Origin of the sequence: Actinomadura chibensis NBRC 106107, from assembly GCF_001552135.1 — a bacterium.
GTDB classification, from domain to species: Bacteria; Actinomycetota; Actinomycetes; order Streptosporangiales; family Streptosporangiaceae; genus Spirillospora; species Spirillospora chibensis.
Genome location: NZ_BCQP01000028.1, coordinates 60,572 through 74,750, shown reverse-complemented (window position 1 = coordinate 74,750; position 14,179 = coordinate 60,572). Strand labels below are relative to the sequence as shown.

The window sequence follows — 14,179 nt, the reverse complement described above, 5'->3', positions numbered from 1 at the left end:
GTCCATTCAATTATGCTTCTGAGGGGACAGAATATTCTGCCGACGGGGCGCCGCCCGAAGGGTTAACCGGGGGTGGATGGAACATGAATATCGCGGCCCCGCGGAACGCGGCATACCGAAAGCGGCGGGCGCCGGTGCCCTCATCCGGCCGAGTCGGGACGCGTGTCAGCGCACCTGACGGAATGGCTCCGCGCATCATGCCGATCTCCAGGTCAGCCTGCCGGGCTCGGACGACAAATCACGCAGTTACCTCGCGCTGTCCCGGTTCGGCGGCGTACTCCGCAGACCCTGACCCCGGCCTGGATCAGGGGCAGGCTTTCCAGGCCAGGTGATAGGTCGTTTTCATCGTGCCGTCGGTGGCGTCCATGGCGATCAGGTTGGCCTTGGACGGATCCGAGCCTCCCTTGTCGACGCGCAGTTCCGTGCTGATGTCGAAGGTCGGGTCCTGGCCGCAGGGTTTCCAGAGGAACTCCCCCAGGTCCGACTGGTCGGTGAATTGCCAGACGCTGTCGTAGGGGCCGTTCACCTCGTGCGCGGTCATCTCCCGTGCCTGGCCGTGGAAGTAGGCACCGGCACTGTGGGTGGCCCTCGCGCCGTCCTGAAGGAAGGCGTAACCGCGGTGGTCCGTCGAAATGATCCCGTAGGTGACGTTCTTCGGCACGTACACCTTCAGCGCCAACTGGCAGGTCTTGCGGGACCGCGCGGGGGCGGACGCACCGCCCGCCTGGGCCGTGTAGTCGCCGTAGGTGACCGCGAACGACTTGTCGTCGTCCGCGACGGTCACCGCGGCCGTGCCGAACGGGCAGCCGGAGCCGCTGACACTCGCGATCTTGATCATCATCGCGTCCCGGTCGGGGGGCGGATCGACGCTGGCCGACGCGGACGGCGTCGCGGCGAGGGGGAGCCCGGCGGCGGTCGCGACTAAAACGGCCATTTTGGTTCGCATGGCGATTACTTTCCGCTGAAAAGTCCAAAAACGGACGTAGTTACAGAAGGTTGAGCGGAGGGTAGCCTTCTGTCGGAGTACCGTCAATGCGGCACCGTCCCCCCTCGCATTGGAAGTGAGCGATGGCTGATCCGTTTATGCTGGCGATCGCGACGGCGGCGGCGGGCAAGGCGGTCGAGGTCACCGGGGAACCGGTCAGGGACGGCGTCGCCGCGCTGTGCCGGAAGGTGCGCGAGCGTTTCCGGGGACGTCCCGCCGAGGAGGAGGTCCTGGAGGGCGCGATCGCGTCCGGCGGCGGCGAAGGGCTCGCGGGGCTGGCCGAGGCGCTGCGCAGGACGATGGCGGACGACGCCGGGTTCGCCGCCGATCTCGACGCCGCCCTGCGGCGCGCCCTGCGGGAGGACCCCGAATTCCGGGTCGAGGTCGAGAACCGGCTCAGCCAGGCGCGGGTCGAAACAACGGCGAATGACGACGGCGTCACGAATGTCTTCACCGGAAAGGCCGAAAAGGTCGTCCAGGTGAGGGACGTGCACGGCGGGCTCACCATCAACTGACCGAATCCACGGTCCCGGCCCGCGCCCCGGTCGCATTTCCCGAGGTCGCGGGCCGAGCCGGATCGGCTACCCGGCCGTTCCCTTCCAGTGGTCCAGATGGGCGTCGATGAAATCGCCCATCGAAATGGGGGCGTGGCCGGTGATCTGCTCCACCGCCGGGGAGAGGCCGGCGAAGCCGCCGTCCCGGATGCGCTGGTGCAGGTCGTTGAGGATGTCCGCCGTCCAGGGGTCGACGTCCACGACGGCCGTCTCCGGCGGCGGGTCCTCGGCGCGGACGCGGTGGCCGAGGCGCGCGGAGAGCTCCGCCGCGACCGACGCGACCGTGAGCGCCTCCGGTCCGGTGATGGTGTGGGCGCGGCCGTCGTGCTCGGCGGGAGCGAGGAGCGCGGCGACGGCGACGGCGGCGATGTCGCGGGCGTCCACCCAGGCGATCGCGCCGCCGCCCGAGGGCAGGCTCAGGACGCCGTCGTCCCGAACGGCGTCGCGGTAGAACCGCGCGTCGGTCAGCACCTGGTGGAACCACGACGGGCGCAGCGCCGTCCAGGACGCGGCCCGCGCGGCCACCGCGTCCTCGACCCGGCGCGCCCACGCCCCCGGCGCCATGGCCTCCGCGCCCTGCTCGGACAGCAGGACGATGTGCGCGTCCGGGTTCGCCTCGACCAGCCCGGCGGCGAGCTCGGGCGCGGCGGGAACGTCGGGACGCACCAGGAAGACCGCGTCCACGCCCGCGGCGGCCTCGCGCCAGGACGCGGGATCGTCCCAGTCGAACCGGACCATCCCGGCGGCGGGCCGCGACGACCCCGCCCGGACGTCCACCCCCGCGTGGCGCAACCGGGCCGTCACCTCGACCCCCGTCTTACCCCGCGCCCCGGTCACCAGCACGGTGCGCCGTGCTCCTCGCGTCGCCCCGGTCACGTCTCCTCCGTGACCCGGACGACGACCTTCCCTATCGTCGGCGCGCCGCTGCGCAGGAGGCTGAGGAGGCCCTCGGGCACGCGCTCGATCCCGTCCAGGACGGTCCGCCGGTCGACGATCTCGCCCGACCGCAGCCACGGCGCGACCTCGGCGTGGAAGGCGGGCGTCAGGTCGGCGTGGTCGGAGACGAGGAAGCCGCGCGCCGTCGCCCGCTTGGTGATCAGGTTGTAGAGGTTCCGGGGGCCGTAGGGCTCGCGGCCGTCGTACTGCCCGGCCGCCCCGCACAGGGCGAGCCGCGCGCCGATCCGCAGATGGTCGATCGCGGCCTCCAACTGGACGCCGCCGACGTTGTCGAAGACGACGTCGAGCCCGTCCGGCGCGGCGTCGGCGAGGTGGTCGCCGACCGGGCCGTCGTGGTAGTCGAAGGCGGCGTCGAACCCGAGCTCGTCCACCAGGTGGCGCACCTTGGCGGCCGAGCCCGCGCTGCCGATCACCCGCTTGGCGCCGCGTAGCCGGGCGAGCTGCCCGGCGATGCCGCCGACCGCCCCGGCCGCGCCGGTGACGAACACCGTGTCGCCGGGCCGCACCTCCGCGACGCGCGTGATGCCGAGCCAGGCGGTCAGCCCGGTCCCGCCGAGCGCGCTCAGGAACGCCTCGTGCGGAAGGCCGTCCGGATCGACGGGGCGGACGGCGTCCGCGTCGAGCACGGCGACCTCGCGCAGCCCCCGGAAATGCGTGACCACCTGGCCCGGTTCGACGCCGTCCGCGCGGGACTCGGCGACGACCCCGACCGCTCCCCCGTCGAGCGGCGCGTCGAGCGGGAACGGCGGGATGTAGGACGGGCGGTCGTCCATCCGGCCGCGCATGTACGGGTCGACCGAGAGGTGCGTGTTGCGCACCAGGACCTGGCCCGGCTCCAGGTCGGGGACGGGCGCCTCGACCAGCGCGAGGTCGTCGGCCGACAGCCGCCCCTCCGGCCGCCGCACGAGATGCCATTCCCGGGCCGGACGCTCGCCGGTCTCCGTCATCGGATCGCCCCTCTCACAAGTACTTGATGCAATCAAACAACCAGGGTGGCACAGATACTTGAGTGCATCAAGTTCTTGGTAACCTGGACGCATGGCCGCGCCACCGGGACCCGTCACCGCATCCACCGGCGCCGAACGGGCGATGTTCGACTTCGTCGACGCCTACGACCGCGCCTTCGAGCGGGCCGCGCAGGAGCACGGGCTGAGCATGGCGCAGGCGTGCGTGCTCGGCCGCGTCGGCCGCGACCGCGGGATGCGCGAGCTGGCGGACGAGCTCGGCTGCGACGCGTCCAACGTCACGCAGATCATCCGGCGGCTGGAGGCGCGCGGCCTCGTCCGCCGCCGCCCGCACCCGGAGGACGGGCGGTCGCGGCAGATCGTCCGGACCCCCGAGGGGACCGCCCTCTACACCGCCTTCGAGGAGTCCTTCGCGTTCGGCCGCGCCGTCGCCGCCGGTCTCAGCGCGGACGAGCGCGACCAGCTGACCGCCCTGCTCCGCAAGGCCCTCGACGCCGCCGCGCGCCCGTCCGCCTGATCAGGGCCCGTTCCGCCGCTCCAGCGCCGCGGCCCGGTCGGCGTCCGGGAGCCAGTCGCGGCCGGGGCGGTAGTCGAGCCAGCGGCGCGCGCGTCCGGCCTCGGCGGACGCGCGCAGCACGGCGTCCAGCCCCGGCGGCGGGACGGACTCGCGCCAGGCCAGCGACCACGCGTACAGCGGGGTCGGGTCGACGAGCGGGATCGAGCGCAGGCCGGTGCCGCCGGGCAGCGGCGCGTCGGCCGGGAAGAGCGTGAAGCAGGACGCGTCGCCGCGCACCCGCTCCACGAGGTGCTCCAGGCCCAGGTTGGGGCCGTCCACCCGCCGGGTGATCCAGAACTCGTCGGCGAAGTGGCGCAGGAAGTCCAGGCGGGTCAGCGGGGCCGGGCACCACAGGGTGCCGCCGCGCAGGTCGACCGGCCGCAGGGCGTCCGCGTCCGCGCGCGGGTGCGCGGCGCTGACCAGCGCGTCCACGGGTTCGAGCCGGACGAGCCGGTGGGCCAGCCCGGCGGCCGCGCCGCCCGGCAGCGGGTGGACGCGGCCGAAGCCGAGGTCGGTGTCGCCGCGCAGCAGGGCGCGGGCGACCGACGGCCAGTCGCGTCCCGCGCCCGGCTCCAGGCGCGGCGCGCCGAGCGTCTCGGCGACGTGGGCGACGGTGCGCATGGGCGCGTAGAGGTGCCCCCACGCGTCGATCCGGACGGCCGGCCGCTCCCCGCGAGCCGCGCCGACCGCGCGTCCGCCCGCCGCGAGGGCCTCCCGCGCGGCGGGCAGGAACCGCTCGCCCGCCTCGGTCAGCCGGACGCCGCCCGCGCGCTCGAAGAGCCGCACGCCGAGCAGCGCCTCCAGCCGCGCGATCCGCTTGGACACCGTCTGCTGGCTCGTGCGCAGGGCTTCGGCGGCGCGCCCGAAATGCAGCGTCTCGGCGGTCGCGGTGAACGCGCGGACCAGCGCGAGGTCGAGGTCCATGCCGCCGACCATAGGCGACAACCGGGCGTTGTCGGACGGGCGCCCGCGTTGTTGGCCGGGCGGGCGTCCCGTCCGGTGGAGTGCGGTCAGGACGCCGACGAGGAGGCGATGACGATGAAGGCGCTCGTCCCGACCGGGGACCCGGACGAACCGGTCACGCTCGCTGAGGTCGCCGACCCCGAACCGGGGGACGGCGAGGCGCTGGTGAAGGTCGAGGCGTTCTCGATCAACCGGGGCGAGACGTTCAAGCTGGAGCGGCCGCGGCCGGGCGACCGTCCCGGCAAGGACGTCGCGGGACGCGTGGTCCGCGCCGCCGCCGACGGCACCGGCCCCGCCGTGGGCGCGCGTGTCGTGGGGCATCCGATGTGGGGCGGCTGGGCCGAGTTCGCGGCGGTCCCCGCCGACGCGCTCGCGGTGCTGCCGGACGCGGTGCCCGCCGTCCGGGGCGCGGCGCTCCCGCTGGCCGGGCTCACCGCGCTGCGCCTGCTGCGCGCCGCCGGTCCCGTGCTCGGCCGGCGCGTGCTGCTCACCGGCGCGTCCGGCGGGGTCGGGCACTACGTGACCGAACTCGCCGCCGCCGCCGGGGCACGCGTCACGGCCGTGACCCGCGACGCCGGGCGGGCGCGGGGACTCGTCCGGCTGGGCGCGGCGGAGATCGTCCACGACGTGGCCGACGCGGACGGGACGTTCGACGTCGTCCTGGAGTCGACCGGCGGCGTCGCGCTCCCGCTCGCCCTCGCGCGCCTCGCGCGGCGCGGCACGCTGATCTGGTTCGGGCAGGCGAGCCGGAGCCCGGTGACGCTCGACTTCTTCGACTTCTTCGCCGGTCCCGAGTCGGCGGCCGTCCGGCATTTCCACTACCTCGACGCCGACACCCGGCTCGGGGACGACCTCGCCGCGCTCGTCCGGCTGACCGCCGAGGGCCGCCTGCATCCGGAGATCGGACGCGTCGCGGACTGGGCCGACACCGCGTCCGCCCTCGTCGACCTGCGCGAACGCCGGATCCGCGGCAAGGCCGTGCTCACCCTCGTCCCATCCGAAGAGACCACCGGAGGTACCCGATCATGACCAGTCCGCGCGAGGTCGTCGTCCGCTACGTCGAGGCGGTTCGCGACGGCGACGCCCGGGTGATCCGCGAGAGCTTCGCCGCGGACGCGACCTGGCACTACCCGGGCGGCCTGCCCATCTCCCGGATCTGGCGGGGCCGCGACGCGATCGTGGACGAGTTCCTCGGCGGCATGGGGGTGCACTTCGTCCCCGGCACGATGAAGATCGAACTCGTCTCGACGGTCGCCGAGGGGGACCGCGTCGTCGCCGAATGGACCGCCACGGCGCGCACCGTCCGGGGCGACGACTACGACAACCGCTGCATCGGCGTCTACACCGTCCGCGACGGGCGGATCGTCGACGTCGTCGAGTACGCCGACACCGCCCACGTCGCGGAGACGCTCTTCCGCCCCTGACATCCGGTGCGCCGGGCATATAGTTAAGCGGTGGAACTACATACGTCGCCCGCGACGTCCGCCGCGCCCGGGGCCAGGACCGCGCAGTTGATGGCCGGGCTCATGCTCGCGCTGTTCTCCTCCGTGCTGAGCACGATGATCGTGACCAACGCGCTGCCGACCATCGTCCGGGCGCTGGACGGCGACCAGACGCAGTACACGTGGCTGGTCACCGCCTCCCTGCTGACGATGACGGTGAGCACGCCGGTCTGGGGGAAGTTCGCCGACCAGTTCAGCAAGAAGGCGCTGATGCAGACGGGCCTCGCCGTCTTCGTGGTCGGCTCGGTCGGCGCGGGCCTGTCCCACTCGATCTGGCTGCTGATCGGGATGCGGGCCGTGCAGGGCGTCGCGATGGGCTGCCTGCTGGCGACGACGCAGGCCGTCATCGGCTCGATCGTCCCGCCCCGCCAGGGCGGGCGGTACGCGAGCTACATCGGGGCGGTGATGGCCTGCGCGACGCTCTGCGGGCCCCTCATCGGCGGCGTCATCACCGACACCCCCTGGCTCGGATGGCGCTGGTGCTTCTTCGTCGTCGTCCCCCTCGCCGTGATCAGCCTCGTCATTCTGCAGCGCTATCTGAAACTCCCCACGATCGGACGCGAAGCCCGCGTCGACTACGCCGGTGCCGTGTTGATCGCCGCCACCGCGAGCATCCCTTTGCTGTGGGTGACGTTCGCGGGGGACGCGTTCTCGTGGGCGTCATGGCAAAGCGCGTTGTTCCTCGGCGGGACGCTCGCCGCCGGATTCTCGGCGTTCCTCGTCGAACGGCGCCATCCGGAGCCCATCATCGCCTTCGCGATCCTCCGGAACCGCACGACCGCGCTGGCCATCGCCGGCAGCGGCGCGGTCGGCGTGGTCATGTTCAGCACGCTGCTCTTCCTCAGCCAGTACTTCCAGGTGGCGCGCGGCTATTCCGCGACCGAGGCGGCGGTGCTGGGCGTCCCGATGATGGTCGGGACGACCGCCGGGACGCTGGGCGCGGGCCACCTCATCGCCGCGTCCGGCCGGTGGAAGCGGTTCCTGGTCGGCGGTTCGGCCGCGCTCGCCCTCGGCCTGCTCATGCTCGGCCGGATCGGCGGCGCGGTGCCCTGGTGGTACGTGCTCGTCCCGACCGTCCTCGTCGGCCTCGGCCTCGGGACGCTCATGCAGAACTACGTGCTGGCGGTGCAGAACACCGTGGACGTCACCGAGGTCGGGGCGGCGAGCGCGCTGGTCGCGTTCTTCAGGTCGCTCGGCGGCGTCATCGGCGTCTCGCTGCTCGGCGTCATCGTCACCCACCGGGTCAGAGCGGAGATCGCGGCGCGCTCGGACGTCGCGCCGGGCGGCGGGACGAGGGCGGAGCTCACCGCGTCCGCGTCCCCGGCGGTGCGCGCGATCGTCCAGCACGCCTACGCGGACGCGATCGCGACCGTCTTCGTCGTGGCGGCCGGGGTGGCGCTGGTGAGCCTGCTCGCCGCGGCGGCGATCAAGGGGACGCCGCTGCGCACCACCATCGCGAAACGCGAGCGGAACTGAGGTTCGGCGGGAACGGCGGGCCGCTATTCCGCCGCCTCGCCATCCTTCTCCCCGCCCTTCTCCGCGCCCTTCTCCGCGCCCTTCTCCGCGCCCTTCTCCGCGCCCTTCTCCGCGCCCTTCTCCGCGCCCTTCTCCGCGCCCTTCTCCGCGCCCTTCTCCGCGCCCTTCTCCGCGCCCTTCTCCGCGCCCTGCCGGGGCCGCCGGGGCGGGACGCCGAAGTCCTTTTCCGCCTGCAGATCGAGGACGGCGTCGAGCGTTTCGCTGTCGAGCATCTTCAGCGCGTCCTTCGCGTCGCCGAGGACGTCCTCGAAACGCCGGACGAGAAGGTGCTCCACCTTCTGGAGCGTTTCCACCCCGTCGCTGGTGACGGCGAAGAACACGCCGCGCCCGTCCGACGCGTGCCCGCTGCGCTCGATCAGCCCGAGTTTCACCATGCCGTTCGTGAGCGCGGAAATGGCGGGGCGGCTGACGGCGGTGTACTGCGCCAATTCGTAGGCGCGCTTCTTTCCCCTGATCGCGCTGGTGAGCGCCCGGTACTGCGCCATCGTCAGGCCGCCCTCCTCGCACGCCTGCTGGGCGATCCGGGCCAGCCGGATGATCGAGCGGACGGAACCGAGCAGTTCCGGGTCAGGAGATTCGTCCATGGTTCTTCCTCTGTACGGGCGCGCCGCCGCGAGAAGTGCAGGGTGCCGGTCCTCCCGCCCCCGGGGAGCAGCAGCGGCGCGGGCTGCCCGGCTCGTTCCAGCGTAGCGAGCGGCGTCCCGCCGCCGCGCCGCCCGCTCCGCGGAGCCCGCCGTACCGGGACGCGGACGCACCGTGAGCCGATTCGTTAGCCACCCAAGCTATTGACAAGCGAAGCATCGGGCAACCAACCCCCTCTTGATCCCAGGACGTCTTGGAACGATGCGAAATCAGCTATTGCGTCTGCCGTCCGAGTGGCTAGACTCCGGATATGGTTAAACCACTTAACGACCTGGGCCGGGCGGGCGGCGAGCCCGCCGGCGGGTCGGTTGACCTGGCCGAACCCCACCCACCCCGCGAACCCGGCGAGTTGTCGGGGCTCGACGGGCTCGCCCAGGCGGAGCTGGTCCGCCGCGGGGAGATCACGCCCGCCGAGCTGCTGGACGCGGCGATACGCCGGATCGAGGAGGCCAACCCCGCGGTCAACGCGGTCGTCACGACCATGTACGACGAGGCCCGCGCCACCCTCGCCGGGAACGTTCCCGAAGGGCCGTTCACCGGGGTGCCGTTCCTCCTCAAGGACGGCGGCGGCGTCGGCTACGCCGGGGTTCCGATGACGTCGGGCAGCCGGTTCCTGGCCGGTTACGTCCCCGACCGGGACGGGGAGCTCACCCGCCGCTACAAGGCCGCCGGCCTGGTGGTGTGCGGCAAGACGAACCTGCCGGAGTTCGGCCTCCAGCCGACGACGGAGCCGGAGCTGCACGGCCCGACCAGGAACCCGTGGGACCTCGCGCTCTCGGCCGGCGGGTCGAGCGGCGGCGCGGCGGCGGCGGTCGCGGCGCGCATGGTCCCGATGGCCAACGCGAGCGACAGCGGCGGGTCGATCCGCGTCCCGGCGTCCTGCTGCGGCGTCTTCGGGCTGAAGCCGACCCGGCTGCGGATCTCCTCGGCCCGCCGCCGCGCCGGGGTCTCGATGCGCATCGCCGTGCTGAGCGAGCACGCGATCACGCTGAGCGTCCGCGACAGCGCCGCGCTGCTCGACGCGACCGCGGGGCCGCTGCCCGGCGACCCGTTCGTCGCGCCGCCGCCCCCGCGCCCCTACCTGGACGAGACGCGCACGGACCCCGGCCGCCTGCGGATCGCGTTCAGCAACCGGTCGCCGATCGGGACGCCGCTGCACCCGGACGCCGTCGCCGCCGTCGAGGACGCCGCCCGGCTCTGCGAGAGCCTCGGCCACCACGTCGAGGAGGCCACCCCGGCACTCGACTTCGAGGCGCTCGCGGGCCCGTTCCGCACCGTCTCGGCGGGCGGCCTGGCCTGGGACGTCGCGCACCTCGAACGGGTCACCGGCAGGACGGCGCGCCCCGCCGACTTCGAGCCCGCCACCTGGGCCATGATCGAGAGCGGCCGCGCGTCCACGGTCGGCCTGGGCGACTACATGGACGCGCTGGCCGAACTCCAGACGCTCTGCGACGACCTGGCCGCGTTCCAGGCGCCGTACGACGTGTGGCTCACCCCGACCGCCGCCGGTCCCCCGCCGCCGCTCGGCACGTTCGCCTCGCCGCCCGACGACCCGTTCCGCGGCATGCGCGCCGCGGGCCCCCACCTCCAGTTCACGACGCTGATCAACGTCACCGGCCAGCCGGCCGCGTCCGTCCCGCTCTTCTGGAACGCGGACGGCGTCCCGGTCGGCACCCACTTCGTCGGCCCCTACGGGGACGAGGGTGTGCTCTTCCGGCTGGCGGCGCAGTTGGAGGCCGCGCGCCCCTGGGCGGGGCGCGTCCCTCCCGCCGCCGCGCGCTGAGCCCGACCGGGCGCGGCGCGTCCCCCCTTCCAAAGAGGAGATCGCATGACCGTCGAACTCGACACACCCCCGAACCCGCTCGTCCCGGGGGCGGACTGGAACTCCCACCGCTTCATCGAAGACGAGGTGATGGACGACCAGATCAAGGCCCAGATCGGCATGATGTACTTCGGCATGTCCGACCTCGGGGAGTGCCTGGAGGCCGTCCGGAAGATCCGGCCCGAGGACGAGGAGAGCTGGATCTCGGCCTGGACGTCCATGGCCGAGCGGATCCAGGAGCGCGCCGAGGCCGCGGAGCGGAGGGGCCGCCGCGTCACCGCGTGCGACGGCTACCTGCGGGCCGCGACGTACTGGCGCGCCTCGCTGATGCACTACAGCCACCACGACGACCCGCGCGTCCGGGCCAACGCCATCAGCGCCTACCGGTGCTACGACCGCTACCTGGAGCTCAGCGACTACCCCGGCGAGTACGTCAGGATCCCCTACGAGGACAGCTTCCTCCCGTCCTACCTGTACCGGAGCCGGGCGGCGAAGGGCCCCGCGCCGCTGCTGATCTTCTTCCAGGGGCGGGACGCCTGGCCCGAGGACACCCGGTGGGTCTACGACGGCGCGATCCGCCGCGGCTACCACTGCCTGTCCGTCCAGTGCCCGGGGCAGGGGCTCGCGCTGCGGGTGAACGGCCTGCCGTTCCGTCCCGACTGGGAGAACGTCGTCGGCCCGATCGTGGACGTGGCCGTCCACCTCGACGGGGTCGACCCCGACCGCATCGGCCTCATGGGGTCGAGCTTCGGCGGCTACCTCGCGCCCCGCGCGGCCGCGTTCGAGAAGCGCATCAAGACGTGCATCGCGAACCCGGGCGTCCTGCAGTGGGGCGGGTCGATCCTGTCGCACCTCCCCGGCCTGCAAGAGGCGCTGGACGAGGGCCCGGAGGCGTTCAACGCCGCCACCGCGCAGATCGCCGCCGCGTCGTCCCGCGCCGACTGGTTCATCCGCGACTCGATGTTCAAGCACGGCGTCGCGACGCCGTACGAGCTGTTCAAGGAGCTCCAGGCATACGACCTCACCGACCACGCCGCCAAGATCGAGTGCGAGACGCTCATCATGGACGGCACCGAGGAGACCTTCCAGAAGGGCCAGGCGCGCCAGCTCTACGACCTGCTGACCTGCCCCAAGGACCTCCTCGTCCTCGACGCCTCGACCACCGCGCAACTGCACTGCCAGAACGGCGCCAGCGCGGCGGGCGCCGAGTTCACCTTCGAATGGCTCCACGACCGGCTCTGAGCCCGGCCCCCTGAGTCTCGCCCGCGCGGTCTACCGGCCCGGGCGCGGTCACCGCTCCCGCCCGACCGGCGGGAACCCACCCCGCAGTGATCCCCACCCCCAAGGAGTAGACCCATGCCCGAATTCGACGAGACCCGGACCCGAGCGTGTCCGGCCCGCTGAGGACGGCCGCCGCCCCGGCCCGGCCGGACGGGCGGGCCGCGCGATGACCGACGCGACGACGCACGGACACGACGAGCCTCCCCCGCTGGCCGGGGACGGCATGCCGGAGACGGACGCCCTCGGGCTGCGCGCCACCCTGCGGCAGGGCGGCTGGGCGATCTGCTCGCTCGCCGTCCCCCTCGTGGCGATGGAGCAGCTCTGCCGGGACGCGAGCACCACCCTGGCGCCCGACATCCGCGACTCCTTCGGCATCTCGGACGCGACCCTCGTCGCGATCTCGGGATTCACCGGCGTCACGCTGACGCTCGGCGGGCCGCCGATGGCGTGGCTCGCCGACCGGGTGGGCCGCAAGCACCTGGTCGTCGGCTCCGCGTGCCTCGGCACGCTCGCGATGATCGGCGCCGGGCTCGCGCAGAGCACCCTGCAGCTGTTCGTCGCCTACGCCCTCACCGGCGTGGCGGCGGCGTACTCCAACCCCGTGTTCCTGTCGATGATCTCCGACGCCTACCCGCTGGAGGGACGCGGCCGGATCTACTCGATGCACGCGATGGCCACCCCGCTCGGGCAGGCCGTCGGACCGGCGCTGGCCGGGTCGATCGCCGGGCTCGCGGGCGGCGCGGAGGCGTGGCGGTGGGCCTACCTCGGCCTCGCCGTGCCGTACGCGCTGCTGGCGGTCTCGTCGGCCGTGTTCCTGAAGGAGCCCCCGCGCGGGCTGCGCGAGCAGGAACTGCTGCTCGGCGGCGCGTCCGCGCGGGCGGGCGTGGTGCCCGAGCGTCCGGCGGGCCTCATCGAGGCGTTCCGCCAGATGATGAGGGTCAGGACGTTCGTCTACGTCTGCATGGGCATCGGCGTGCTCGGCCTGGCGCTGTACACGGTGCCCGTCCAGCTCTCGCTGCTGCTCGGGGACGAGTACGGATACGACGCCCTCACCCGGGGGATCGTGTTCTCGCTCATCCAGGTGCCGATCATCGCGGCCATGGTCGTCGGCGGCCACCAGTTCGACCGGACCTACCGGAAGAACTCCGAGCGGACGATGCACATCGCCGCCCTCGCGATCCTCGCGTTCGGCGGGCTCATCGTGGTCGGCGTGTGGGCCTCGCCGATCTGGCTGCTGCTGGCGTTCTACGTCGTCGCCGCGATGTGCAACGGCCTCGCGCTGGTCGCGGTGAGCCCGCTGGTCGCGCTCGTCACGCCCGTCCGGCTGCGGGCCCCGGCCTTCGCGATCCTGCCGGTGTTCACGTTCCTGATGGGCGGGTTCTTCGGCTCCATCTTCGCGGGCTTCATCTCCGGCACCTACGGGCCGCGGCTGGCGCTGTCCATCGCGGTGCCGCCCTCGGCGCTCGCCGCCGGGTTCTTCTTCCTGCGCGGTTCCCGGCACCTGAAGCGGGACACGGCCGCGGCCGTCCGGGAGCTGGTCGGCGGCGCCGCCGCGAAACCCCTCTGACAACACCCCGTCTCTGACAACACCCCCGTCGACGCACAGAAGGAAAGGTATGTCTCCCTCAGCGTCCCCGTTCGATCTCTCGGGGAAGACCGCCGTCGTCACGGGCGCGAGCTCGGGCATCGGCTCGGAGATCGCCCGGGGACTCGCCGCCGCCGGCGCCGCCGTCGTGCTGGTCGGACGCTCCGAGGAGCGGCTGGCCGGGACGGCGGAGGCGCTGGCGGCGACCGGCGCCCGCATCACCGTCGTGGCCGTCGACCTCCGCGAGGACGACGCGCCCCAAGCCGTCGTCGACGCCGTCCTGGCCGGCTTCGGGGGCGTGGACGTGCTCGTCCACTCCGCCGGGGTCTACACCCAGGCGTCGCTGGCGGACACCACGGACGCGATCCTCGACGACCAGTGGGCGATCAACGTCCGCGCCCCGTTCCGGCTCACCAGGGCGGTGCGGCCGCACCTGCGGCCGGGCGCCTCGGTCGTCTTCGTGTCGTCCATGTCGGGGCACGTCGGCTCGCCCGGCGACGCCGCGTACTGCGCGTCCAAGGGCGCGGTGGAACTGCTGGTCAAGGCCCTCGCCACGGAGCTGGCCCCGGCCGGGATCAGGGTCAACGCGGTCGCGCCCGGCAACGTCCACACGCCGATGAACCGCGAGCTGATCACGCCCGAGGTGGAGCGGGAGATCGTCGCGACGACCCCGGCCGGACGGGTGGGCGAGGTCGGGGACATCAGCCCGGCCGTCGTGTACCTCGCGTCGGACGCGTCCGCCTACGTCGTCGGCGCGAGCCTGCTCGTCGACGGCGGGTTCGTCGCCCAGTGACCCCCCGCGCCCCCGGCCACCAGCACCGAGAAACGGAG

Annotated in this window: 14 protein-coding genes; 9 read left to right on the top strand and 5 right to left on the bottom strand. The window is 73.2% G+C overall.

Features of this window, described 5'->3' with window-relative positions; genetic code table 11:
• Window positions 1–304: 304 nt before the first annotated feature.
• A complete protein-coding gene (locus ACH01S_RS16690) occupies window positions 305–946 on the bottom strand; it encodes a DUF4360 domain-containing protein (RefSeq protein ID WP_067892136.1) in 642 nt (213 codons plus the stop codon).
• Window positions 947–1,068: 122 nt separating this feature from the next.
• On the opposite strand from ACH01S_RS16690, the gene ACH01S_RS16685 reads away from it, so the two are divergent.
• Window positions 1,069–1,500, top strand: a complete 432-nt coding sequence (locus ACH01S_RS16685; RefSeq protein ID WP_148344298.1) for a hypothetical protein — start codon at window positions 1,069–1,071, stop codon at window positions 1,498–1,500.
• A 66-nt stretch (window positions 1,501–1,566) separates the two neighbouring features.
• Here the strand turns inward: ACH01S_RS16685 and ACH01S_RS16680 are convergent, their stop codons facing one another.
• On the bottom strand, window positions 1,567–2,415 hold the full coding sequence (locus ACH01S_RS16680; protein ID WP_148344297.1) for an NmrA family NAD(P)-binding protein: 849 nt from the start codon (window positions 2,413–2,415) through the stop codon (window positions 1,567–1,569).
• Window positions 2,412–3,443, bottom strand: coding sequence for an NADP-dependent oxidoreductase (locus tag ACH01S_RS16675; protein ID WP_067892129.1), 1,032 nt, complete (start codon window positions 3,441–3,443; stop codon window positions 2,412–2,414). Before ACH01S_RS16675 ends, ACH01S_RS16680 begins: the two co-directional genes overlap by 4 nt.
• Before the next feature lie 91 nt (window positions 3,444–3,534).
• On the opposite strand from ACH01S_RS16675, the gene ACH01S_RS16670 reads away from it, so the two are divergent.
• Window positions 3,535–3,978 carry a MarR family winged helix-turn-helix transcriptional regulator gene (locus ACH01S_RS16670; RefSeq protein ID WP_067892127.1) on the top strand — a complete coding sequence of 148 codons (444 nt, stop codon included), beginning with the start codon at window positions 3,535–3,537 and terminating at the stop codon, window positions 3,976–3,978.
• On the opposite strand, the gene ACH01S_RS16665 is transcribed toward ACH01S_RS16670, so the two are convergent.
• Complete coding sequence (locus ACH01S_RS16665) at window positions 3,979–4,941, bottom strand: LysR family transcriptional regulator (RefSeq protein WP_067892321.1); 963 nt, start codon at window positions 4,939–4,941, stop codon at window positions 3,979–3,981.
• 108 nt (window positions 4,942–5,049) lie between these two features.
• On the opposite strand from ACH01S_RS16665, the gene ACH01S_RS16660 reads away from it, so the two are divergent.
• The 3 genes from ACH01S_RS16660 to ACH01S_RS16650 are packed head-to-tail and all read left to right on the top strand — an operon-like array spanning window position 5,050 to window position 7,958.
• The gene (locus ACH01S_RS16660; protein ID WP_246236600.1) at window positions 5,050–6,009 is read left to right on the top strand and encodes a zinc-binding dehydrogenase; all 960 of its coding nucleotides are present in this window, start codon (window positions 5,050–5,052) and stop codon (window positions 6,007–6,009) included.
• Window positions 6,006–6,404 (top strand): nuclear transport factor 2 family protein, encoded by a 399-nt coding sequence (locus ACH01S_RS16655; protein ID WP_067892125.1) that lies wholly within the window; start codon window positions 6,006–6,008, stop codon window positions 6,402–6,404. The genes ACH01S_RS16660 and ACH01S_RS16655 overlap by 4 nt, the downstream gene beginning before the upstream one ends.
• A 30-nt stretch (window positions 6,405–6,434) precedes the next feature.
• Window positions 6,435–7,958, top strand: a complete 1,524-nt coding sequence (locus ACH01S_RS16650; RefSeq protein WP_067892123.1) for an MFS transporter — start codon at window positions 6,435–6,437, stop codon at window positions 7,956–7,958.
• A gap of 23 nt (window positions 7,959–7,981) precedes the next feature.
• On the opposite strand, the gene ACH01S_RS44885 is transcribed toward ACH01S_RS16650, so the two are convergent.
• Entirely contained in the window at window positions 7,982–8,602 is a 621-nt protein-coding gene (locus ACH01S_RS44885) for a MarR family winged helix-turn-helix transcriptional regulator (RefSeq protein ID WP_067892121.1), read from the bottom strand.
• A 308-nt stretch (window positions 8,603–8,910) separates the two neighbouring features.
• Between ACH01S_RS44885 and ACH01S_RS16640 the strand changes: the two genes are divergently transcribed.
• The 4 genes from ACH01S_RS16640 (at window position 8,911) to ACH01S_RS16625 (ending at window position 14,141) form a co-directional block, all read left to right on the top strand.
• Window positions 8,911–10,443 (top strand): amidase, encoded by a 1,533-nt coding sequence (locus tag ACH01S_RS16640; RefSeq protein WP_083980766.1) that lies wholly within the window; start codon window positions 8,911–8,913, stop codon window positions 10,441–10,443.
• Window positions 10,444–10,488: 45 nt separating this feature from the next.
• The gene (locus ACH01S_RS16635; protein ID WP_067892119.1) at window positions 10,489–11,724 is read left to right on the top strand and encodes an alpha/beta hydrolase family protein; all 1,236 of its coding nucleotides are present in this window, start codon (window positions 10,489–10,491) and stop codon (window positions 11,722–11,724) included.
• Window positions 11,725–11,929: 205 nt separating this feature from the next.
• On the top strand, window positions 11,930–13,330 hold the full coding sequence (locus ACH01S_RS16630) for an MFS transporter (protein ID WP_067892117.1): 1,401 nt from the start codon (window positions 11,930–11,932) through the stop codon (window positions 13,328–13,330).
• Window positions 13,331–13,379: 49 nt separating this feature from the next.
• Entirely contained in the window at window positions 13,380–14,141 is a 762-nt protein-coding gene (locus ACH01S_RS16625; protein ID WP_067892115.1) for an SDR family NAD(P)-dependent oxidoreductase, read from the top strand.
• Window positions 14,142–14,179: the final 38 nt, after the last annotated feature.